Genomic DNA, 22,380 nt, shown 5'->3' on the forward strand with positions numbered 1-22,380 from the left:
GGGCGCGGTCACCGTCACCGGGGCGGAGGCATTGCCCGCCGCATCGGCCTGCGTCACCAGCAGGGTGTCGCCGTCGATCTGGGGCGGGGCGAGGACGACCGTATAGGCGCCGTTGGCGGCGGCGGTCGCGGTGGCGACCACTGTGCCGCCCGCATCGCGCACGGTAACGGTCGCGCCCGCTTCGGCCAGCCCGGTCACGACCGTGCCGGTGGCATCGATCGCGGCGGTCAGCCCGACCGGCACGCTGGTATCGAGTGCGGTCAGCGCCAGCGGCGCGGAGACATTGCCCGCTGCATCCGCCTGGGTGACGGTCAGCGTCTGGCCGTTCACCTGCGGCGTGGTCAGCGTGACGGCGAAGTTGCCGTCCGCTCCGACCTGCGCGGTGCCCAATACCGTCCCGTCCGCCGCGCGCACGGTGACGGTGGCGCCGACCTCGCCGGTGCCACCGACCGTGATGCCCTCGGGCGACAGCGTGGCGACGGGCGCGGCGGGGGCGGTCAGGTCGGGGGCGATGGGGGCGACGGAGAGCGAGGCATTGCCTGCCGCATCCGCCTGCGTCACCTGCAAGGTCTCGGCATTGCGTTGCGGGATGGTCAGCGTCGCGACATAGCTGCCGTCCGCACCGACGATGGCGGTGCCGATGACGATACCGGCGGGATCGCGAATGGTGACGCTCGCCCCCGCTTCGCCCAGGCCGGTCACCAGCGTCCCGTCACCGCTGACCGTCGCGGTCAGTCCGGTGGGGGCGGTGATGTCCGGCGCGGTGACGATGACGACGGGCGAGGCATTGCCTGCCGCATCGGTCTGGACGATCTGCACGGTCTCGCCATTGGCCTGGGGCGTGGCCAGCGGGACGGCGAAGCCGCCGTCCGCGCCGACCTGCGCGGTGCCCAGCAGGGTGCCGTCGGCGGCCCGCACGGTGACGGTCGCGCCGGGCTCGCCGGTGCCCGCCAGCGTCACCCCGGCATCGACGACCGATCCCGTCGGCGCGAGCGGCGCGGTGATATCGGGTGCGGTCAGCGGGACGGGGGCGGAGACATTGCCCGCCGCATCGGCCTGGGTCACGCTCAGCGCCTGGCCATTGGCCTGCGGGGTGGTCAGCGTCGCGCTATAGCCGCCATTGGCATCGACCTGCGCGGTGCCGATCGCCGTGCCGCCCGCATCGCGGATGGTGACGGTCGCACCGGGCTCGCCGCTCCCGGTCACGACGATGCCGTTGCCGTCGATCGTCGCGGTCAGCCCGGTCGGGGCGGTGATGTCGGGCGCGGTGAGGGTGACGGAGGACGAGCTGTTCCCGCCGCGATCGGTCTGGCCGACCGTCAGGGTCTCGCCATTGGCCTGGGCGGGGGACAGGGTGACGCTATAGCCGCCGTCCGCGCCGACCACCGTGCTCGCCAGCGGCGTACCGTCCGGCCCGCGCACGGTGACGGTGGCGAAGGGCTCGCCGGTGCCGATGACCGCGCTGCCGTCCGGCGTGATCGTCGCGAGGGGCGCATCGGGGGCGGTCACGTCGGGGGCCGCGACGATGCTGGGGTCGGAGACATTGCCCGCCGCATCGGTCTGCGTCGCGGTGAGGACCTGGCCGCCGGTCTGCGGCGTGGCGAGCGACACGACGAAGCTGGTGTCGGCGGCGACCACCGCGCTGCCCAGCAGATTGCCGTTCGCATCGACGATCCGGACCGTCGCGCCAGGCTCGCCATTGCCATAAACCGCCGCACCGTCACCCGACAGCGTGACGCCGGGCGCATCCGGCGGGGTGATGTCGGGGGCGACCGTCATCATCGGCGGCGAGATGTTGCCCGCCGCGTCGGTCTGCGTGACCATCAGCATCTCGCCATTGGCCTGCGGCGTCGGCAGCGTCACCGAGAAGCTGCCGTCCGCCGCCACGGGCGCCGTCGCGATCAGCGTGCCGTCGGCGTCGCGGATCTCGACGATCGCCCCCGCCTCGCCGGTGCCGGTGACGACCGTGCCCTCGGGGCTGAGCGCGACCGAGGGCGCGTCGGGCGCCGCGAGATCGGGCGTGACGGTGGTGACGGCGGCGGAGACATTGCCCGCCGCGTCGGTCTGCGTCGCCGACAGCGTCCGGCCATCGGCGGTGCCGGTGGGCAGCGTGACGCTGAAGCCGCCATCCGCGCCGACGATGGCGGTACCGATCGGCAGGCCATCGGCGTCCGTGACCCGCACGGTCGCGCCGGGCTCGCCCGTCCCGGTCAGCACCGTGCCGTCCGCGCTGACCGCGACGACCGGCGCGCCGGGGGCGCTGGTATCCGGCGCGGTCAGCGAGGCCGCAGCCGAGACATTGCCCGCCGCATCCGCCTGGGTGACGGTCAGCGTCTCGCCATTGGTCTGCGGCGTGGTGAGGGTCAGCGTGTAGTTGCCCTGCGCATCGACGGTGGCGGTGCCGATGACCTGTCCGGCTGCATCGCGAACCGATACCGTTGCGCCGGGTTCGCCGGTGCCGGTGACGGTGTCGCCATTCTGCCCGAGCGTCGCGGTCGGCGCGGCGGGCGCGGTCGTATCGGGCGCGGTTAGCGTGGCGGCGGGCGAGACATTCCCGGCCGCGTCGGCCTGCGTGACGGTCAGGGTGCCGCCATTGGCCTGCGGCGTAGTGAGGGTCAGCGTATAATTACCTTGGGCATCGACGGTGGTGGTGCCGATGACCTGTCCGGCCGCGTCACGAACCGAAACCGTCGCGCCGGGCTCGCCGGTGCCGGTGACGGTATCGCCATTCTGTCCGAGCGTGGCAGTCGGTGCGGCGGGCGCGGTCGTATCGGGTGCGGTTAGCGTGGCGGCGGGCGAGACATTCCCGGCCGCGTCGGCCTGTGTGACGGTCAGGGTGCCGCCATTGGCCTGTGGGGAGGTTAGGGTCAGCGTGTAGTTACCTTGGGCATCGACGGTGGCGGTGCCGATGACCTGCCCAGCTGCGTCGCGAACCGAAACCGTCGCGCCGGGCTCGCCGGTGCCGGTTATCGTCGTGCCATTCTGGCCGAGCGTCGCGGTCGGTGCGGCGGGCGGGGTGATGTCGGGTGCGGTCAGCGTGGCGGCGGACGAGACATTCCCGGCCGCGTCGGCTTGGGTGACGGTTAGCGTCCCGCCATTGGCCTGCGGCGTGGTCAGCGTCAGCGTATAATTGCCCTGCGCATCGACCGTCGCGGTGCCCAGCACGTTTCCGGCGGCATCGCGGACGGTGACGGTTGCGCCGGGCTCGCCGGTGCCGGTGATCGTCGTGCCCTGGCCGTTCACGGTGGCGGTGGGGGCGGTGGGGGGCGTGATGTCGGGGGCGGTGACGCTCGCGCCGGGCGAGACATTGCCCGCCGGGTCCGACTGGGTGACGGTGACCGGCTGGCCGTTGGTCTGGGGCGGGTTGAGCGTGATGGCATAACTGCCGTCCGCGCCGACCGTGCCGGTCCCGATCACCGTGCCGGTGGGATCGGTGACGCGGACCGTCGCCCCGGCCTCGCCGGTGCCGGTGACGCCGGTTCCGGCCGGGTTGAAGATGGCGGTGGGCCGTGCGGGCGCCTGCGTATCGGCGGTCGGTGGGGTGGCGGGCGCGCGATCATCGTCGCCGCCGCCGCCCGAGACGGCCGCGACCAGACCGCCGACCCCCGCCACGCCCAGCACGGCGGGCAGGATGAACGACGCGCCGCCGCCCTGCGCCGCCCCCTGCGCGGCCAGCAGGTCGTCGAGGCTGGTCAGCGCGGTGAAGCGGCCCGCGCCACTGGCGGCGGGATGCGCCAGCCATTGACCGCCCTGATCGTCGCGCAGGACGAGGTCGCTGATGGTGCCGCGCTGCTCGTTGTAGAAATGGTCGATACGGATGGTCTGGCCATCAGTCAGGCGGATGATCAGGTCGTTGCCCTGCCGTTCCATCGCGGCAACCTGCGCGCGGTCGAGGTCGAGCCGGACGACGCTGGGCGCATCCAGGGTGATGACGTTGGCGGTGGTGGTCGTCGTGGTTCCGCTGGCCTTGGCGATGATCTCGGTCTGCATGCCCTGCTCCTCCCAAACGCTGTTCCCGGCGTCCGGCACGGGATGCCGGACGGGGGCGACGGCGCATGGGTCGCACAGAGATGCGGACGCACGGCCTGCCCCTTATGAAGCGGGAACCACGGCCTGGGTCGGCGGATGCTGGAATTCCGAATCCGGATTTGATTCAGATGGTTAATGGAAGTTTACGCGTCCCCGTCACCGCCGGGGCGACAGCGTCGGCGCATCGTCGTCGGTCATCGTCACGCGGCGTAACCCGCCGTCCGGGGAATAGCCGATCCGGTCGATCGCCACGACGCGTTCGCCCCGGAACGGGCCGGGCCCGGCCGCGCGGTCCCAGCGGTGATAGACGATCAGCCAGCGCCCGTCGGGCGTCTTCACGAAGCTGTGATGCCCCGGCCCCTGATGCCGCGCGTCGCTGGTCAGGATCGCACCGCGATAGCGCCATGGCCCGACGGGCGAGGGGGCGGTGGCGTAATGGACCGAATAATCGGGTCCGTCGAAGCGGCCATGGCTGTAGGACAGGTAATAGAGCCCGCCGCGTTCGTGCATGAACGCGCCTTCGGTGAAGTTCGGCGGCTGCGGCACCGGGATTTCGCGCGCGATCGACACCATGTCGGGCTTCAGCTGCCATACGCGCAGCCTCGCCCCCGCGCTGCCGCCCGCATAGAGATAGGTCCGGCCCGACTTGCGGTCGGTAAAGACCATCGGATCGATCGCCTCGAACCCCGGGCCGCCGGTGACGAGCGGGCGGCCGCTGTCGCGATACGGTCCCTCGGGCCGGTCGGCGACGGCCACGCCGATCCGGCTGGGCGTCGGATTTTGCGGGCCGACCGAATAATAGAGATAATAGCGGCCGCCCCGCACCGCGACGCCGGGCGCCCAGAGGAAATGGTCGCGGGCGCCGTCATCCTTGATCCAGCCGATCTGGTCGCGGCGGATCAGCGCACCGCGTGGCCGCCAGTCCTTGAGGTCGCGGCTGGAAAAGGCGCCGAACCGGTCGGCGGCCCAACTGCCCCCCGGCCCGCCGGTGGGAAAGATCCACATCTCGTCGCCGATCATCATGGCATGCGGGTCGGCCCCCTCGAATTGCGGGTTCCGCGCGGCGACCGAGACGGTGATCGCCAGCGCCAGTCCGGCGGCGGCGCAATAGTGGAACGCCCTCATCCTGATCCTCTCTCATGGTTGCGGCCGACCTGTCGCGGTCGATCCGATTGGTCGTACAATATCCTGTAACATCGACGGATTTTTCTCTAGCCTCCTCGTGCAAAAGACCAACAAGACAAGGGAGAGGATGGGATGAAGCCATGGATGCTGGGCGGAATCGCGCTGCTCGCGCTGCTGCCCGCCGCACCGGCCGAGGCGCGGGACCGCTGGACCGAGGCGCAGGCCCGGGCCTGGTATGATCGCCAGCCTTGGCTGGTAGGGGCCAACTACACCCCCGCATCGGCGATCAACCAGCTGGAGATGTGGCAGGCGGCGACCTGGGACCCGGCGCGGATCGACCGGGAACTGGCGCTGGCGCAGGGGATCGGGATGAACACGATGCGCGTGTTCCTGCACGACCAGCTCTGGGCGCAGGACCCGGAGGGGTTCAGGCAGCGGATCGGCGCGTTCCTGACCATCGCCAGCGCGCATGGCATCCGCCCGCTCTTCGTGCTGTTCGACAGCTGCTGGGACCCGGACCCCAGGCCGGGGCCGCAGCATCCGCCGATCCCCGGCGTCCACAATTCGGGCTGGGTGCAGGGGCCGGGAATGGCGGGGTTGCGCGACCGCGTGCGCTGGCCCCGCTACCGCGCCTATGTGCAGGGCGTCATCGGCGCCTTTCGCGACGATCCGCGCATCCTGGGCTGGGACGTGTGGAACGAGCCCGACAATGGCGCCGACCAATATAAGGGGCAGGAGGGCAAGGAGCCGTTGGTCCGCGCGATGCTGGCGCAGGTGTTCGACTGGGCCCGCGCGGCGGAGCCGTCTCAGCCGATCACGTCGGGCGTATGGCAGGGCGAGGACTGGGCGCCGGGCGGGCGCGCCTCACCGATGGAGAGGCTGCAACTGGCGCAGTCGGACGTGATCTCGTTCCACGACTATAGCTGGCCCGAGACGTTCGAGCGGCGGGTCAGGCAGTTGCTGCCCTATAACCGCCCGATCCTGTGCACCGAATACATGGCGCGCGGCAACGGATCGACCTTCGACGGATCGCTGCCCATCGGCAAGCGGTACAATGTCGCGATGATGAACTGGGGCTTTGTCGATGGGAAGACGCAGACGCGGCTGCCATGGGATAGCTGGAAAAAGCCCTATGTCCTTGAGGAACCGACCATCTGGTTTCATGAGGTGTTTCGCGGCGACGGCACGCCCTATCGCCCGGCGGAGACCGATCTGATCCGCCGCCTGGCCGCCGCGCCCAAGGGGGTGGTGCCCGCCGCCCCCTGATCCTGCGGGCTATCCGCCTTCGGGAAAGGGCATCCAGCGGGCGGCACAATCCCCCGCCACAGCCCGGGCGGGGGGCAGGGCGGGGCCCGGCGGTGGCGGAGAGACGCCCCCCGGCCCGGCGGCGATCCGTGCATTCTCGACCTGCCATGTCGCGCCGGGTGCGAAGCGGACGCCGTCCATCGTCACCTCCAGCGGATGGCCCGCATCATGCCCGCGCAGCACCAGCGTGCCGTCGGTGCCGGTCACGTCGTGCAGCGTGATGTCGCGGTAGAGCGGGATCGCAAACCCCCGTGCCGAGGCATCATAGCGCGTGTCGAAATCGATCGGCCGCCGGTTGCCGCGCAGGCATATCCCGTCATAGCGGACCCGCGTGACCAGCCCGCCCCGGCTGGCGTCGCTCTTGATCCGCAACCCCGAGGTCGTGCCGTCGAGCGTCAGATGGCGGACGAGGATATCGCTGACCCCGGCCTGGGTCTCGCTGCCGATCGACATGCCGTGCCCCGCATAGAAATGGCTGTCGAGGACCGAGACATGCCGGGTCGGGCCCTTACCCGCCTTGATTGCGACATTGTCGTCGCCGGTCCGGATGAAGGCATGCGCGATGGTGATGTCCTGCGACGCGCCCGGATCGATGCCGTCGGTGTTGCGCGCATCGGCGGGCGTGTCGATGCGCACGCCCCAGAAGGTCGCCCCCTGCACATCGTTCAGCACGACATGGAAATTGGGCGCATTGCGCAGGGTGACGCGGTAGAAGACGAGATTGCGGGCATGGTCGGCCTCGATCAGCCGGGGATTGTTCTGCTGGCCGCCCTCGCGTTGCGCGCGGCGGGCGAGTTGCCACCAGCTTTCGGCATGGCCGGTCATCGGGGTGCCGCCCGCACCGTCGATCGCGCCGTCCCCGACGATCCCGCCGCCGCGCGTCCCGTCGAAGCGGATGAAGGCCGTGCAGCCATTGCCCTTTGCCGCGATCGTGCCGCACACGCCCTGGCCCCGATCATAGACGCGCGGATCGGACAGGGCGGTCAGGACGACGCCGCGATCAAGCCACAGCGTGACGCCCGATGTCATGCGCAGCGGGCCGCTGAAGAAGCGCCCACCTTCGGGACCGGGCACCAGCCGGACCGCCGCTCCGCTGTCGCAATGGTCGATGGCGGCCTGGATGCGCCGCGTCGCGTCCTGGCCCGCGCCCTCGGGCGACAGGGTGGCACAGATCCGTTCGGGCAAAGCGGGCTCTGTCACCGTCCGGCGATCCTGCGCCCGGGCGGTCGCCGCGATCAGGCCGAGCGCGAGGAGGGGGCCGAAGCGTAAGCAGGGAAAGCGGGCAGCCATGCGGCGGTTCCTGCCATGGTCGGGATCGACCCCGCCTTACCGCCGGAGGACAGTGGGTTCATCCGTCATGCCGGTTCGCGTCAGCTGCGCAGGCGATAAAGCCCCGATCCATGCGGCGGCAGGGTCTGCGCGAAACGGCCGCTCGCCCGGCCGAGCGATTGTCCGCTCCACAGGTCGGTCACGCCGACCCCGCCCGGCAGGCCCAGATAGGACAGGGCCAGGCCCACCTCCCTGGGCTTGTCGGTGGTGTTGAACAGCGCGAGATAGCGGTCGCGCGGCGCGCCCTCGGGCGTGGCGGACCAGATACGCGCGCCGTCCTCGACGAAATGCGGCCGGTTGTCGGTCGAGGCCTGGTTGACCGCCAGCACCGCGCGGTTGGTCAGCAGCGCCAGCGTCGGCGCGTCCAGATGGCGCAGGTCGCCGCCCATGATCAGCGGCGAGCGCGCGATCGACCACAGCGTCATCAACGTCCGTTGCTCGTCGGGGGTGAACTTGGTGTCGCGCTTGCCCAGCGCGAGGCGGCCGAGCGGCAGCATGTCGGCATCGGGCCAGCCACCCGGCCCGCAATAGGGCGTCCAATTCTCCAGCCGGGTGAACTGCGCCTCCAGCATCGGCCATTCGTCCCAGAAATCGTCCGAGATGCGCCACATCTGCGCATGGCGGCGGACATGCGGGCCCCGGATCACCGGCGTCTCGCCGGGGGACAGGCTGAGGATGATCGGGCGGCCGCTATTGCCGATCGCCTTGTGCGCCGCCTCGATCTCGGGGGCATGGGCGTCATAGGGGCGGCTCATATCGTCCATCTTGACGAAATCGACGCCCCAGGAGGCATAGAGCGTGAACACGCTGTCATAATAGGCCTGCGCGCCGGGCCGGGTCATGTCGACGCCGTACATGTCGGGATTCCAGGCGCAGATGCTGGTCGTGTCGGCGATGTCGGCGGCGCGGTAGCGGGTGCCGAGGATCGGCAGGTTGCGCTTCACCGCCAGTCGGGGAATGCCGCGCATCAGGTGGATGCCGAACCGCATCCCCATGGCGTGCACGTCCGCCGCCAGCTTCGTGAAGCCCGATCCGTCGGCGCTGGAGGGAAAGCGGTTGGGCGCGGGGATCAAGCGGCCATGACCGTCCATCGCGGGCACCGGCGCGGCGCTATATTCATAGCTGGAGGCGTTGGGCTCATACCATTGGATGTCGACGGTGAAGATATCATAGCCGAAGGGCAGCAACCGGTCGCGCATGATCGCGGCGGTCTCGCGCGCCTGCGCCTCGGTGATGGTGGTGGCGAAGCTGTTCCAGCTGTTCCAGCCCATGGGCGGGCGCGGGGCGAGCGGCCCTGCGGGCGCGGCGGCGCGGGCGGGGCCGCTCGCCAGCATCGCCGTGCCCGTCCATGCCGCTCCGGCCAGCGCCTGGCGCCGGTTGATCCCGCTTTCGTCCATCCTCACCACTCCCGGCCCGTTATTCCGTCGTTATCCCGGCAGGTTAGGGGGCATCCCCGGAGGCGGCAACCCGGTCGATATCCGCGCCCCAGGGATCGCGACCGACCATGACCGTTCCGGCGGGCGTGAAATCCGCCAGCGTGTCGGCGGTGCGGCCATAGCGATCCCAGCGGGGCAGGCCCGCGCCATTGGGGTCGCCCGTCTTCACGAAATTGACGAGATAGCCGCTCATCGCCCGGCCCATCGCCCGGTCGCGCGGGGTCGTGGCGGCGCCGTATTTGATCGACGGATTGTCGAAGAAGAAGGGGATGTCGGTCGCATGCTGTGCACCCGGCTGGCCGACCGACGAGGCGACGTAGGAAAAGCGATATTCCCAGACCGGCACGCGCTTGTCGGCCAGCATTCCCGCCACCGCGCGTGCGCCGCCGACCATATAGCCGGTCTTGCCGCCGATATCGGCATCGGTCGCGCCGACCACCATCGGCACCCGCGCGAAGCGGTCGGCCCGATAGGCCGCGTGCGGATCGACGATCACCTTGCCGTCGACAAAGGGGCCGGAAAAGGTCGGCTCGCCGCCTGAGGGGGTGAAGAGCTGCGCCAGATTCAGCCCGTCGGTCACCTGCTCGGCGGACAGTGCGCGCAGCCGCGACAGCGCATCGGGGGCGGCGGGGTCGATCCCCTTGGTGCGCGCGAACGCCGCGCCGATCCGCTCGACGGCGGCGAGCGTCTTGCGCGGATCGCTGCGCGCATCGCCGCCCGACATGACGAAGGCCCGGGCGAACAGCCCTTGCGCCTCGGGCGAGGTGACGAGCTGGTGCACCGACATGCCGCCCGCGCTCTCGCCGACGATGGTGACCCTGGCCGGATCGCCGCCGAACGCCGCGATGTTGCGCCGGACCCAGCGCAGCGCGGCGATCTGGTCCATCGTGCCGTAATTGCCCAGCCGCCCGCCATCGGCATTCTCGGCGGTCAGCTGCGGCAGCGCGAAGGTGCCGAACCGCCCGACCCGGTAGTTGAAGCTGACGACCATCACCCCCTGGCGCGCCAGGTTCGCCCCCGCATAGGTCGGCGGCGACGCCCCGCCATTGACGAAGCCGCCGCCATAGATCCAGACCAGCACCGGCAGCTTGCCTCCGCTCCCGGCGGGCTTCCAGACATTGGCGTAGAGGCAGTCCTCCGACGGCCGGGTGCCGAGCGGTGCGGCGTCGCTGGGAAAGGGTTGCTGCATGCAGTCGGCGGCATAGGCGGTGGCGTCGCGCACGCCGTCCCAGCGCGCGGCCGGTTGCGGCGCGCGCCAGCGGAGGGGGCCGACCGGCGGCGCGGCAAAGGGAATGCCCTTCCAGCTGGTCACACCGTCCGCGACGGTGCCGCGCACCTGCCCCGTCTCGATCCGGACCGTGGCGCCGTCGGACCGGGCGACGGCCGGGGCGGCCAGGGCGAGCGCCGACAGGGTCAGGACGGTCAGGGACTTCATCATCGGGCTCTCCTCCGCGCCGCTTCGGGCGTTCCGGGGGAAGGGGTACAACCCGATCATGCCGCCGCGCAATGCGGGGCGAGGAATTTATCGCTTTGTTATCAGGGCATTCAGGCGCCTTCGCAGGGGCTCGTCCCAATAATGATGGGCGGCCGCGGCGAACAGGATCGTGAACAGATAGAGCGAAACCGCGATCGCCGCGGTCGTCGCGCCGCTGGCCGGTCGGGTCGCCACCCAGTTCATATAGACGTACACGAACGGATAATGGGTGATGTAGAGCGGATAGGAGAGCCGCCCCGCCACCCTGCACAGCCACAGCGTCGCGGGGCCGCCCGCCGAATGTCGGCCCGCCACGATGATGGCGGGAAACAGGATCAGCACGCACCCGGCCTGGTACAGCCCGTTCAACGCGATGCCGTGCCACGTTCCCAGCACCGGCGCGGCGAACAGCGCGAGCAGGATCGCGCTCAACAGCGGGAAACCCAGCGTGATGCGCGGCAGCCGGTCGCCCAGCCGATAGAGCAGCAATCCCACCAGAAAAGGATAGGCCAGCCGGACCGGCGCGCCCCAGAAATTGGCAAGCCCCCAGCCGGTATCATAAGACCCCAGCGACAGCGCGGTGACCAGCGAGGCCATTGCCGCCAGCCCGGTCAGCGCGATCAGCGCGCGCATCCGCAGCCGACGCAGGACCAGCGCATAGGTCAGATTGCCGATATATTCCTGAAACAAGGTCCAGGCCGGGGCATTGAGCGGATGGCTGTCCCCCAGCCGGTTGGGCAGCGGTGGCGAGGGCAGGGCGAGCATCGCCGCGACGAAGGCCAGAGCGACCAATGCCGCCGACGCATCCTGCCGCCCATCGGCAAAGGGATCGCCCAGATAGCTCGCCAGCCCGAGCAGGGCGCCCAGCATGACGAGTGGATGCAGGCGAAGCAGGCGCCGGACGAGAAAGTCGCGCACTGCCATCGCGCCCCATCGGTCGTCATAGGCATAGCCGATGACGAAGCCCGAAAGCGCGAAGAAGAAATCGACCGCGAGATAGGCATGAGGCAGCATCAGCCGCGCCGGATCGAACAGCACGGTGATGCCCTGGATATGGAAGGCGACGACCAGCAGCGCCGCCGTGCCGCGCAGGCCGTCGAGTGTCTCGAAATGCGGCTTGCCTGTGCCGGTCCGGTCGAGCCGGGCGCTCATCGTTCGATCGGCCGGGCGGGATTGCCCGCCACCGTCGCGCCTTGGGCGACGTCACGGGTCACGACGCTGCCCGCGCCGATGATCGCATCGTCGCCGATGGTCACGCCGGGCAGGATCAGCGCGCCGCCGCCGATCCAGACATTGGCACCGATCCGGATCGGCCGCCCCCATTCCAGTCCCTGCGCGCGCTGCGCGGGGTCGCGCGGGTGATCGGCGGTCAGGATCTGGACGCCGGGGCCGACCTGCGTCCCCGCGCCGATCTCCACCGTCACGACGTCCAGGATGACGCAGCCGAAGTTCAGGAAGACGCCGTCGCCCAGCGCGATGTTATAGCCATAGTCGCAGTGGAAGGGCGGTCGCACGACGACGTTGCGCCCGACCTTGCCCAGCCCCTCGACCAGCAGCGCGTGACGCCCGGTCGCATCGGCGGCGAGCGACGCGTTGTAGCGCACCATCCACGCCGCCGCCGCCGCCTGGTCGGCCGCCAGTTCGGGATCGTCGGCGGTATAGGGCTCGCCCGCCAGCATCCGGTCCTTCTGGCGCATCGATCAGCTCAGATCGTGCAGGTCTTTGCCCAGCGGGGCGGTGATGCGCAGGTCGGAAAAGCGGACGCTCAGCCCGCTGCGCTCCGGGGTACAGGCCATCGGCCCGACCTGATAGGCAGTGGCCACGGGGAAGGGGGCCAGCCGGACGAGCGGCCATGTCCGGCCGTCCGCCGACACCTGCAACCGCAATACGCCCTTGGCGACCGTCGCGCGCATCCAGAAGTCGGCGGCATCGCCCGTATAGGGGCCGGTCGCCCAGTCGGAACGGCCATCGGTCAACACGCTGCTCAGCATCGCGCGGCCATCAGACAGCTCGATCCCCGCCTTGACCCAGCGGCGTTCGTCGACGCGCACCATGATGCCCGCCTGATCGTAGAGCTTGTCGTAACGGCCCCGGATGCGCAGCTGCGCGGTAAAGGCGTCGGGGGCGGTGAAGCCCAGGAAATGGCCGCTGTCGCGCGTGAAGCCATAATGCGTCTCGCGCCAGAAGTCGGTGCCCTGATCGGTGACCAGGGTCAGGTCGCCCGCCGCATCGACGCTCCATTGCCGGGGCTCGTTCAGCCAGCGGCCGTCGCGGCGGCCCAGCACCGGCCTGCCCGCGCCCTGCGCCGCCGCCGTGCCGCCGATGCCCGGCACCGTCAGCGCCATCGCACCCCCCATGAGCGACCGGCGCGACATTCGCCTTTCCTGCATGACATCCATCCTTTCCGAGCAGCGGATCGACGGCGATGTGTACATTTGTACACACGCAATGCAAGCGGTTTGCGGACGGCGGGGCGGGCGGGCTTCACCGGGCCGGATGGTGCCCGCTCATCTCCGCTCCCGCATCGGCGGCGAAGCGGCGGTTCCAGATCACGGCGGAGGCCGAAATGGCGGCAACCACCAGGAATGCCGCCGAAAACACGGTCAGCGTCGGCTGCGCCTTACCCTCGACCAGCGTCCCCAGTTCCAGCACCGTCGCCGCCGTGCAGATGCCCAGCGACAGGGTCAGCTGCTGGAAGGTCGCATAGAAGCTGGTCGCCGCGCTCATCCGTTCCTTCTCGACATCGGCATAGGCGATCGCGTTGAAGCCGGTGAACTGGAACGAGGTGAAGAAGCCCGACAGCGCGAGCACGCCGATCATCGCGGCGGTCGGCCAGTCGGGGCGGAACAGCGCGCAGGTCGCATAGCCTGCGCTGCTGACCAGCCCCGACACGATCAGGCTGCGTCGAAAGCCCCAGCGGCGCAGCACACGCGGCGCCAGCGCCTTCATCGCCAGCGCGCCGACCGCGCCCGCCATGGTGATCGTGCCCGTCTTCGCGGCGGTCAGCCCGAAGCCCAGCTGGAACATCAGCGGCAACAGGAAGGGCTGCGCGCCCTGCGTGATCCGGGTCAGCGACCCGCCGATCACCGACAGGCGGAAGGTCGGCACGCGCATCAGCGTCAGGTCGAGGATCGGGTCGCTGACCCGCCGGGCATGGCGGATATAGGCGATGGCCAGCACCGCACCGACCGCCAGCAGCGCCAGCGCGGCCCAGCCCGTCCCCGGTCGGCTCGCCAGCTCGAACCCGAACAACAGGCAGCCGAGCGCGATCCCCGACAGGAGGAAGCCCGACACGTCGAACCGCGCCCGCGCATCGCCGGGCACGTCGGGCACCAGCAGGATCGCACCGATCATGCCCAGCACGCCGATCGGGATGTTGAGATAGAAGATCCAGCGCCAGTCGAGCCAGGTCACGATGAACCCGCCCAGCGGCGGCCCCAGGATCGGTCCGATCAGCGCGGGCATGACCAACCAGGACAGCGCCTGGACCATATCCTCCTTGGCGACACTGCGCAGCAGGACGAGGCGACCGACCGGCACCATCATCGCCCCGCCGATCCCCTGCAGGAACCGCGCCGCGACCAGGACGGGCAAGGTTCCCGCCTGCGCGCAGAGGACCGAGCCGAGTAGGAAAATGCCGATCGCCGAGCAGAAGACGGTCCGCGACCCGAAACGGTCGGCCAGCGTGCCGCTGGCGGGAATGAACAGCGCCAGCGCCAGCAGATAGGCGGTCAGCGCGAAGCTGAGGCTGGTGGCCGATGTGCCCAGGTCGCGCGCCATCGTGGGCAGCGCGACGGTCAGGACGGTGCCGTCCAACTGCTGCATGAACAGGGCCGATGCGACGACCAGCGCGATGACCCGATATCCGCGTTCCGGGGGGCGGGCGTCCGGGGTGAGGGTGGGGGTGGGGGTGGGGCGCGAACCGCTCGTCACCGCCTCGACCGCCGGGGCCAGTCCATCGCCCACATCCGCACTCATCGAAGCCAAATTACGCCGCCGCCATCGCATGCCGTCCCGTCACCTCATCGTCCGCCATTGCCGAGTCTCGATCCCTTTACACGCAAATGGCGCAAAACGATCGATTTTGGGTCATGATGGCTGACGAATTGGGGCGGTAGAGAGTTCCCGATGGCGCGCTATCGGCGCGGCGACGGTCCGGGATGCGCCTGCGCCCAGTCTAGCGCCTGTTGCAGCGTGGCGACCCAGACGTCACGGCGATGCGCCTTCAGCCAGGCGACGAAGGCGCGGTGCTGCGCATCGGTGACGGCCAGGTGATCGCCGCCGACGCCGTGGAACAGCAGCACCGCCATGCCGCCGCCCGCCTCGGCCTGTTGGACGAAGGCGATCATCTTCGCGGCGTCGTCCCCCTCGCCGAAACCGCGTGCGGGGATGTGCATCGGGTCGATCCGCGCGACGTCCGCCGCCAGCTCGGCCGGGCTGACGCTGACCCCGCGCGCATAGGTGACGAGGCCGGCGGCGCGCAGCGGCTCGAGATAATCGACCCCGCCTGCTCGCGTCTCGCCACAGGGTGTCGCAAAACCGTGGCGCATCCTGCCGTCGAGCGCGGTCAGCAGGACATTCTGCTGCGCGATCTCCCGGATCATGCTCGCCGGGGTATAGGCCTCAGTGGTGTAGCGCGGATCGGCGGGAAAGGCGGCGGCGCGGCAGGGGTGGAAGATGGTGTGATTGCCCAGCTCATGCCCTTCCTGCGCCACGGCGCGCCAGCGACCGACATCCTGCGCGCGGACATTGGCGAGGAAGAAGGTGCCCTTCAGCCCGGCGTCGTCGAGTGCGGGCACCGCATGGTCGAGCTGCGAGGGCAGCGCATCGTCATAGGTCAGCACCACGGCCGCCTTCGCACCATGGGGCCAGCGGGTGGCGGCCTGGGCGGGCATGGCGGCGGCCGCGACGGCGAGCAGCGTCAGAAGGCGGCGCATCAGCGGCGCGTCCATATATCGGGTCGGGCATCGATGGCCCGTTCGATCGCGGCGGCGATCCTGCGATCGTCATCGGTGTCGGGATGGGCGTCGCAGCCGGTAAAGCCCAGCCCGTCGACGGGCACGAAGGCGATGCGCCGCTCCCCGCCCGCGCGCAGTCGGTCGACGACCTTGCCGACCTCGCGCTTGATCTCGCCATCGGCCAAGTCGGTCGCCCACAGGACGAAGAAGGCGCGGGGATAGTGGCGGCGCAGGCGGCCGACGAAATCGACATAGCGCCGCTCGTAATCGGCGTGCAGCGCGTCGCGGTCGGCCCAGCGCTCGCCCGGCTTCAGCGGCGTCGAGAAGTCGTTGGTGCCCAGCGCGATGACCACGACCTGCGGGTTCCAGCCGGGCGTCGCCGCCGGGGTGCGGCCGTCGAACAGCGCATAGGGATAGGCGTCCGGCAAGGTCGGCGCGGCGAAGCCGCCATAGTTGCGCACGATCCCGCGACCGGAAATGGCGTTGACCTGATAATCCGCGTCGTAATGGCGCGCGGCGATGCCGGGCAGGCCCAGCGTCGTGTCGGTCGTCCGCCAGATCGCATCCTGGCTGCACTGGCGGGTGGGGGAGGTGTTGCCATAGCCGACCGTATGCGAATCGCCGATGAACTCGATCTGTCGGGCGCGCGGCGCGGGCGCGGCCAGCGGGGTCGTGCCGGTGGGGGCGAACAGCCCGCGCAGCACCGTCCATCCGGCCTGGCTCTCGCTGGCGACGTCGACGCGGATGCGGTGCGGCCCCGCGCCCCGTGCGGCGATGCGATAGAGGCCGGGGGCGGGGCGGACCAGCGGCATGGGCGCGCCGCCATCGACGCGGATGCGCAACGACACGGCACCGGGGCCGACCCCCAGATCGACCGACGGCCCCCGGAACGCGCCCTCGATATAGGTGCCCGGCCATTGCCGCCGATAGCCGTCGGTCGCGACCACGCGCCCGCCGATATGAAGCGGCAGCGGCTGCCCCGCCCGAGTCTCGGCCCCGAGCGCGCGGATGCCCTCGGCCGCACCCGACTGGGCGGGCAGAGCGGCGGGCAGGCCCATCGTCAGCGACAGACCGGCGAGCATCAGGCGGCAGCTCCGTGTCGGGGGCAGGATATGCGGCATTGTCTCTCCTGACGGGGCCGATGTTCCGCCCCATATGTTATCGCGTGCTACCCTTGGCGCGGCGCAACGCAACGAAAATCATTTCCTTTTCCCGTCCGGGCCTGACACGGATCGAACCGTGATGAGACAGGATTCCGAAGCGAGCGCGACCGCGGGGGGGGGCGACTGGATCGCCCAGGCCCCCCGCGTCGCGGAGCGGAGCGCGCCGACCACGCAGGACGGTTTCCTCGCGCTGGTCGAGGCGGCGACGCCGGTGGTGCTGCGCGGTCTGGTCGAGGGTTGGCCGGTGGTCGCGGCGGGGCGGCGGGGAGTGGCGGCGCTCGCCGACTGCCTGCGCGGCTATGACGGGGGCAGGCCGCTGGGTCTGATGGCGGGCGATCCCGCGATCGGCGGGCGATTCTTCTACCGCGACGATTTCAGCGGCTTCAATTTCGAGCGCGCGCAAATCCCGCTTCCCCTGCTGCTCGAGGCGTTGCTGCGCGCCGAGGGGCAGGATAAACCGCCCGCGCTTTATGCCGGGGCCAGCACCGCGGCCGAGCATTTCCCCGGCTGGACCCGCGACCATCCGCTGCCCTTGCCGGTCGGCGATGCGCAGGCGCGGCTGTGGATCGGCAATGGCAGCCGGGTGTCGGCGCATTACGACATGGCCAGCAACATCGCCGCCGTCGCGGCCGGACGCCGCCGGGTCGTGCTGTTCCCGCCCGAACAGGCCGCCAACCTCTATGTCGGGCCGCTCGACATGACGATGGCGGGGCAGCCGACCAGCATGGTCGACCTCGAACGCCCCGACCTGACCCGCTTTCCCCGTTTCGCCGCCGCGCAAGCCGCCGCCCAGGTCGCCGAGCTGGGGCCGGGCGACGCCATCTATATCCCCGCCATGTGGTGGCACGAGATTCGCGCCGAAGGGCCGCTGAACCTGCTGGTCAATTACTGGTGGACGCGCGGCACCTCGGATGCGCCCTTCGCCGCGCTGGTCCACGCCATATTGGCGGTGCGCGACCGACCGGCGGCGGAGCGGGCGGCGATGCGCGAATGGTTCGACCACTATGTCTTTGGCGAGGATGCCGCGCGGGTGGCGGATCACCTGCCCCCGGCGGTGCGCGGCATATTGGGGCCGCCCGCGCCCGAGCGGGACGAGCGGATTCGCGGCTATCTGTTGCGGATGCTGGGCGCCGGTCAGCCCTGACCGGCGACGATCCGCGCCAGCGCCACCGCATGCGGCGGCAGGCCCGCTACGGCGGTGGCGGTCGCCTGTCGCATCTGGCGCAGCGCGGCGAGCACCCGGTCGTCGTCCAGCGCGTCGATCACCGGGTCATAGCCTTCGGGCATCACCCCCTGGCCCAGCAGCACCGCGACCCAGCTGGGCGTCGCGAACAGCTCGTCCTCATAGCGGAAGATGCGCCCCTTTTCGCGGAACAGCGCGATCTTGCGGGTCAGCGTGTCGGGCAGGGCCATGGTGCGGACATGGTCCCAGAAGGGGGAATCGTCGCGCGCGGTCGCATGATAGTGAAGGATGATGAAGTCGCGGATCGAGCGGTAATTGTCGCCCATCTGCCGGTTATACTCGTCACGCTCGACCGGCGAGAGCCGCTTGTCGGGGAAGAGCGCGAACAGTTTCGAGATGCCCTGCTGGATCAGGTGGATGCTGGTCGATTCCAGCGGCTCCAGAAAGCCCCCCGCGAGGCCCAGCGCGACGACGTTGCGCTCCCACAGGCGCTGGCGGCATCCCGCGGTGAAGGACAGCCGCCGGGGCGTCGCGGTCGGCGCGGCGTCGAGCCGGGACAAGAGCAGGCGCTCCGCCGCATCGTCGTCCATGAAGCGGCTGGCATAGACCACGCCATTGCCGGTCCGGTGCTGGAGCGGGATGCGCCATTGCCAGCCCGCTTCGTGCGCGGTGGCGCGGGTATAGGGGAGCAGCGGCTCGGTCCGCTCGGTCGGCACCGCGATGGCGCGGTCGCAGGGCAGCCAGTGCGACCAGTCCTCGAACGGCACGCCCAGCGTGTCGCCCAGCAACAGGCTGCGGAAGCCCGAGCAGTCGACGAACAGGTCACCCGCGATCCGGCGGTCATCCTCCAGCCGTACCCCCGCGACATCGCCGTTTTCGTGCCGCTCGACCGCGACGATCCGTCCCTCGACCCGCACGACCCCGTCCGCCTCCGCGCGTCGGCGCAGAAAGGCGGCATAAAGCCCGGCATCGAAATGATAGGCATAGGCCAGCCCCGACAGCGGTGAGCGCGGATCGGGTAGGGGCTTGCCGAACGCGGCGCGCTCCATCGCGACGGTCGAGGCGGAATAGTCGCCGATCGGCCCGACGCCCGGCTGCCCCTGCATCTTCAGCCAGAGCTGATGGAAGTTCAGCCCCTGAATGTCGCGGCCATGATGGCCGAACGGGTGGATATAGTGGCTGTCGGGGCGGTGCCAGCCGGTGAATGCGATCCCCAGCTTGAAGCTGCCCTGGGTGGCGCGCAGGAACTCCGCCTCGTCGATGCCGAGCAGCGCGTTGAAGTTCAGGATCGACGGGATGGTCGCCTCGCCGACGCCGACTGTGCCGATCGCGTCCGATTCCACCAAGGTGATCCGGCGGCGGCCATTGTCCAGATAGCGCCCGGCGGCGGCCGCCATCATCCATCCGGCGGTGCCGCCGCCGACGATCACGACATGTTCGATGGGGGAAGGGGTCATGATCCGCGCTTTCCGGCGGCGGCGCGCCACTGTCCAGCCCTGTCGAGCACGGCCCGGCACGCGACCTCGCGCGGAATGCCCAACGCGATGGGGTCGGGCCGCTCGGGGCGCAGGCCCTGACCGATCAGCACCGCGATCCAGGCGTCGCGCTCGACCCAATCCTCGTCCGCCGGAGGCAGGGTGCCGCGCCGTTCGAACTGGGAAATCATGGTCGCCAGCGACGGGGGCATGGCGGGCGGCGTCGTGCTCGCGATGTAATGCGCGGCGAGGAAGTCGCGCATCCGGTCGGCGCGCTGGTTCGCGCGGCGATTATATTCGGCCGACAGCAGAGGCATGTCGGGGCCGGTCGGCAGCAACTCCAGCGCCAGCGCGATCTGGGCCAGCGCCAGCGTGAAGCCGGTCAGGCCCAGCGGCCCCGGCTGCACCGCCGCCTCGCCCAGCGCCAGGACGTTGCCGCGCATCGGCGCCGACAGGCGGCCGGGGGGTAAAGGCGATCGCGCCCGGTGCCGCGCCCCGGCTGGCCCTTACCGCCGCGCCGGGCCATGTGGCGGCCCAGCCGTCCGCCACGGCGCGATAGCTGTCGATGGGGGAGGGGGCGGCGGCGGATGGTTCCAGCCGAAGGTGATGGCAGGGCAGGCTGTCGCCCCAGCCCTCGAACCCCTGGGAGGTGGCGACCAGCCGTGCCGGGCCGGTCGCGTCGATAACCAGATCGGCCTCGATCCGACCGCCATCGGTGAGTTGCAGTGCCTCCACGCCGGTGTCGGTCGTCGCTGCGGCGAGCGGGGCACTTGCAAGGCCAACCCCCGCCTGCCGGGCGAGCGAGGCCAGTCCGTCGCGCAGCCGCCGCGCATCCAGATGGATCCCAGGCTCGACATCGCGGGGAACCAGGCCCGCCTCGGCGGCGATGCAGGCGGGGTGGAGCGCGTGGAACGGCATCGGCGCCCCGGCCCGGAGCCAGAACTGGTGTAGCGGTGCACCGGCAAGCGGCGGGGCGGGCTCGTCCGCGACCATCCACGCCGTCCCGTCCGCGCTCCAGTCGAGGAAGCGCGTGGCGAGGCGCGGCGTCGCCACGCCGTGCGCCAGCAGCATGTCGGGCGGGCAATGCAGCCGCGCGAGCATCGCATGGGCGGAGGGCAGGGCGAGCGGCCAGCGATCCGCCAGCGCGGCATCGGGCACGGGCGCGGGGACCAGCGTGACCCGCGTGCCCGGCATGGCCTGCGCAAAGGCGAGCGCGGCGGCGAAGGCGACCGGCCCGCCACCCGCGACCGCGACATGGGCGGGAAGGGTGCGGCGGTTCATGCGCGTGCTCCCGCTGCGATGGCCGCTAGTGCGGCGTCATGGGTGGGCATCCGCGCCACCCGATCGGCGATCGCGCGTGACAGGCCGGACAGGGCGCGGTCCAGCCCGGCGCCTTCGGGCCGATCGGCGCGCGGGTCCCAGCCATGCGGTACGACGCCCTGGCCCAGATAGACCGCGACCCAGCTCGGCTCGAGGAACAGGCCATGGCGATAATGCGCGACCTGCGCGGTGGCGCGCCACAACTCCATCTTCTCGGCCAGCGTGTCGGGCACCGTCATGGTGCGGACATGGTTCCAGAAGGGGGAGTCGTCGCGGGTCGTGGCGTGATAATGCAGGATCAGGAAATCGCGGATCCGGTCATATTCGGCATCGATCGCGGCGTTGAACCCGTCGCGGTCGATATCGGCGACATGCGCGTCCGGGAAATGCTCGACCAGCGCGGTGATCGCGGCCTGGACCAGATAGATGCTGGTCGACTCCAGCGGTTCGAGAAAGCCCGAGGCGAGCCCGACCGCCACGACATTGCCGACGAAGCTGCGCCGCCGCCGCCCCGCGCGGAATTTCAGGAAGCGCGGCTCGGCGAGCGCGGGGCCGTCCAACCCGGCCAGCAGCAGTTCGGCCGCCCGTTCATCGTCGCAGAATGCGCTGGCATAGACATGGCCGTTGCCGACCCGGTGGCGCAGCGGGATGCGCCAGCGCCAGCCTGCAAGGGTCGCGGTGGCCCGGGTGAAGGGCTCGGTCGGGGCGTCGGGGCTGGCGCTCGGCACCGCCACCGCACGGTCGCAGGGCAGCCAGTGCGACCAGTCCTCCCAGGGTTCGGCCAGTTCCTGCCCCAGCAACAGGCTGCGAAACCCCGAGCAGTCGATGAACAGGTCGCCCTCGATCCGCGTACCGTCGGCCTGCGTCACGGCCCGGACCGCGCCGTCGCCCGCATCGCGCTCGACCGCCACGACGCGCCCCTCGGTCCGCCGCGCGCCGCGCGCCTCGGCCCAGCGGCGGAGAAAGGGCGCGAAGCGGGTTGCGTCGAACTGATAGGCATAGCCGAAGCTGGTGGTGGGATCGTCGGGGTCGGTGCCCGGTCGCTCGAACCGGCGGGCCTCGGCGGCTGCGACCCCGGCAGAATAGGCGCCGATCGGCAGCACCGGCGCGCCTTCGGCATGGCGACGCAGCCAGTAATGGTGAAAGCCAATATCGGCGAGCGGACGGCCATAGGTGCCGAAGGGGTGGATATAGCGGTCGCCGATCCGGCCGAAATCGCGGAACTCGATCCCCAGCTTGTAGGTGGCATCGGTCGCCGCCATGAATTCGGCTTCGTCGATGCCCAGCCGTTCGAGATAGGCCCGCAGATGCGGCAGGGTCGCCTCGCCGACGCCGACGATGCCGATCTCCTCGGACTCGACCAGGTGGACGGTGCACGCCGCGGGCAACAGGCCCACCAACCCCGCCGCGGTCATCCAGCCCGCCGTGCCGCCGCCGATCACGATGATGCGCACCCGGTCGTCCGCCGATGGATCGCCGCTCACTCGAACCTCTCCCGATCATGCCCGCAGGGATCCTGTGGAGTGTCACCTGGCAGCAACAGTTCGATGCAATTCCTCAATAATTAAATCAAGTTTAGATAT

15 protein-coding genes and 2 pseudogenes are annotated in these 22,380 nt (G+C 70.5%); 2 read left to right on the top strand and 15 right to left on the bottom strand.

Going from position 1 to position 22,380, the window contains the following annotated elements:
- Positions 1–9: 9 nt before the first annotated feature.
- Together QE363_RS07295 and QE363_RS07300 are read right to left on the bottom strand one after the other, a co-directional pair.
- A pseudogene (locus tag QE363_RS07295) lies at positions 10–3,990 on the bottom strand (Ig-like domain-containing protein); the annotation flags it as partial.
- 195 nt (positions 3,991–4,185) lie between these two features.
- Positions 4,186–5,154, bottom strand: coding sequence for a family 43 glycosylhydrolase (locus QE363_RS07300; RefSeq protein ID WP_309693702.1), 969 nt, complete (start codon positions 5,152–5,154; stop codon positions 4,186–4,188).
- 132 nt (positions 5,155–5,286) lie between these two features.
- Between QE363_RS07300 and QE363_RS07305 the strand changes: the two genes are divergently transcribed.
- A complete protein-coding gene (locus QE363_RS07305) occupies positions 5,287–6,420 on the top strand; it encodes a cellulase family glycosylhydrolase (RefSeq protein ID WP_309693705.1) in 1,134 nt (377 codons plus the stop codon).
- A 9-nt stretch (positions 6,421–6,429) separates the two neighbouring features.
- Here the strand turns inward: QE363_RS07305 and QE363_RS07310 are convergent, their stop codons facing one another.
- From QE363_RS07310 to QE363_RS07350, 9 genes are all read right to left on the bottom strand, one after another.
- Positions 6,430–7,749, bottom strand: coding sequence for a glycosyl hydrolase family 28 protein (locus QE363_RS07310; RefSeq protein ID WP_309693708.1), 1,320 nt, complete (start codon positions 7,747–7,749; stop codon positions 6,430–6,432).
- Positions 7,750–7,829: 80 nt separating this feature from the next.
- Positions 7,830–9,185 carry a glycoside hydrolase family 27 protein gene (locus tag QE363_RS07315; protein ID WP_405053214.1) on the bottom strand — a complete coding sequence of 452 codons (1,356 nt, stop codon included), beginning with the start codon at positions 9,183–9,185 and terminating at the stop codon, positions 7,830–7,832.
- 43 nt (positions 9,186–9,228) lie between these two features.
- A complete protein-coding gene (locus QE363_RS07320; protein ID WP_309698132.1) occupies positions 9,229–10,659 on the bottom strand; it encodes a carboxylesterase family protein in 1,431 nt (476 codons plus the stop codon).
- An 87-nt stretch (positions 10,660–10,746) separates the two neighbouring features.
- Positions 10,747–11,850 carry an acyltransferase gene (locus QE363_RS07325; protein WP_309693711.1) on the bottom strand — a complete coding sequence of 368 codons (1,104 nt, stop codon included), beginning with the start codon at positions 11,848–11,850 and terminating at the stop codon, positions 10,747–10,749.
- Positions 11,847–12,395, bottom strand: a complete 549-nt coding sequence (locus QE363_RS07330) for a sugar O-acetyltransferase (RefSeq protein WP_309693714.1) — start codon at positions 12,393–12,395, stop codon at positions 11,847–11,849. The genes QE363_RS07325 and QE363_RS07330 overlap by 4 nt, the downstream gene beginning before the upstream one ends.
- 3 nt (positions 12,396–12,398) lie before the next feature.
- Positions 12,399–13,073 carry a DUF1349 domain-containing protein gene (locus QE363_RS07335; protein ID WP_309693717.1) on the bottom strand — a complete coding sequence of 225 codons (675 nt, stop codon included), beginning with the start codon at positions 13,071–13,073 and terminating at the stop codon, positions 12,399–12,401.
- A gap of 109 nt (positions 13,074–13,182) precedes the next feature.
- Positions 13,183–14,706, bottom strand: a complete 1,524-nt coding sequence (locus QE363_RS07340; RefSeq protein ID WP_309693721.1) for a DHA2 family efflux MFS transporter permease subunit — start codon at positions 14,704–14,706, stop codon at positions 13,183–13,185.
- A 128-nt stretch (positions 14,707–14,834) separates the two neighbouring features.
- Positions 14,835–15,635, bottom strand: a complete 801-nt coding sequence (locus tag QE363_RS07345) for a polysaccharide deacetylase family protein (protein WP_309693724.1) — start codon at positions 15,633–15,635, stop codon at positions 14,835–14,837.
- Entirely contained in the window at positions 15,635–16,777 is a 1,143-nt protein-coding gene (locus QE363_RS07350; protein ID WP_309693727.1) for a GDSL-type esterase/lipase family protein, read from the bottom strand. The genes QE363_RS07345 and QE363_RS07350 overlap by 1 nt, the downstream gene beginning before the upstream one ends.
- Before the next feature lie 121 nt (positions 16,778–16,898).
- On the opposite strand from QE363_RS07350, the gene QE363_RS07355 reads away from it, so the two are divergent.
- The gene (locus tag QE363_RS07355) at positions 16,899–17,963 is read left to right on the top strand and encodes a cupin-like domain-containing protein (RefSeq protein ID WP_309693730.1); all 1,065 of its coding nucleotides are present in this window, start codon (positions 16,899–16,901) and stop codon (positions 17,961–17,963) included.
- Here the strand turns inward: QE363_RS07355 and QE363_RS07360 are convergent.
- The 4 genes and pseudogenes from QE363_RS07360 to QE363_RS07375 form a co-directional block, all read right to left on the bottom strand.
- Positions 17,954–19,459 carry a tryptophan 7-halogenase gene (locus QE363_RS07360; RefSeq protein ID WP_309693733.1) on the bottom strand — a complete coding sequence of 502 codons (1,506 nt, stop codon included), beginning with the start codon at positions 19,457–19,459 and terminating at the stop codon, positions 17,954–17,956. The genes QE363_RS07355 and QE363_RS07360 overlap by 10 nt on opposite strands.
- Positions 19,456–19,920, bottom strand: coding sequence for a tryptophan 7-halogenase (locus QE363_RS07365; protein ID WP_309693736.1), 465 nt, complete (start codon positions 19,918–19,920; stop codon positions 19,456–19,458). The genes QE363_RS07360 and QE363_RS07365 overlap by 4 nt, the downstream gene beginning before the upstream one ends.
- A 100-nt stretch (positions 19,921–20,020) precedes the next feature.
- A pseudogene (locus tag QE363_RS07370) lies at positions 20,021–20,758 on the bottom strand (tryptophan 7-halogenase); the annotation flags it as partial.
- Positions 20,755–22,281 (bottom strand): tryptophan 7-halogenase, encoded by a 1,527-nt coding sequence (locus QE363_RS07375; RefSeq protein WP_309693739.1) that lies wholly within the window; start codon positions 22,279–22,281, stop codon positions 20,755–20,757. The pseudogene QE363_RS07370 and the gene QE363_RS07375, both read right to left, overlap by 4 nt.
- Between the last annotated feature and the right edge of the window lie 99 nt (positions 22,282–22,380).

The organism is Sphingomonas sp. SORGH_AS_0870, assembly GCF_031453175.1.
Classification (GTDB): Bacteria; Pseudomonadota; Alphaproteobacteria; order Sphingomonadales; family Sphingomonadaceae; genus Sphingomonas.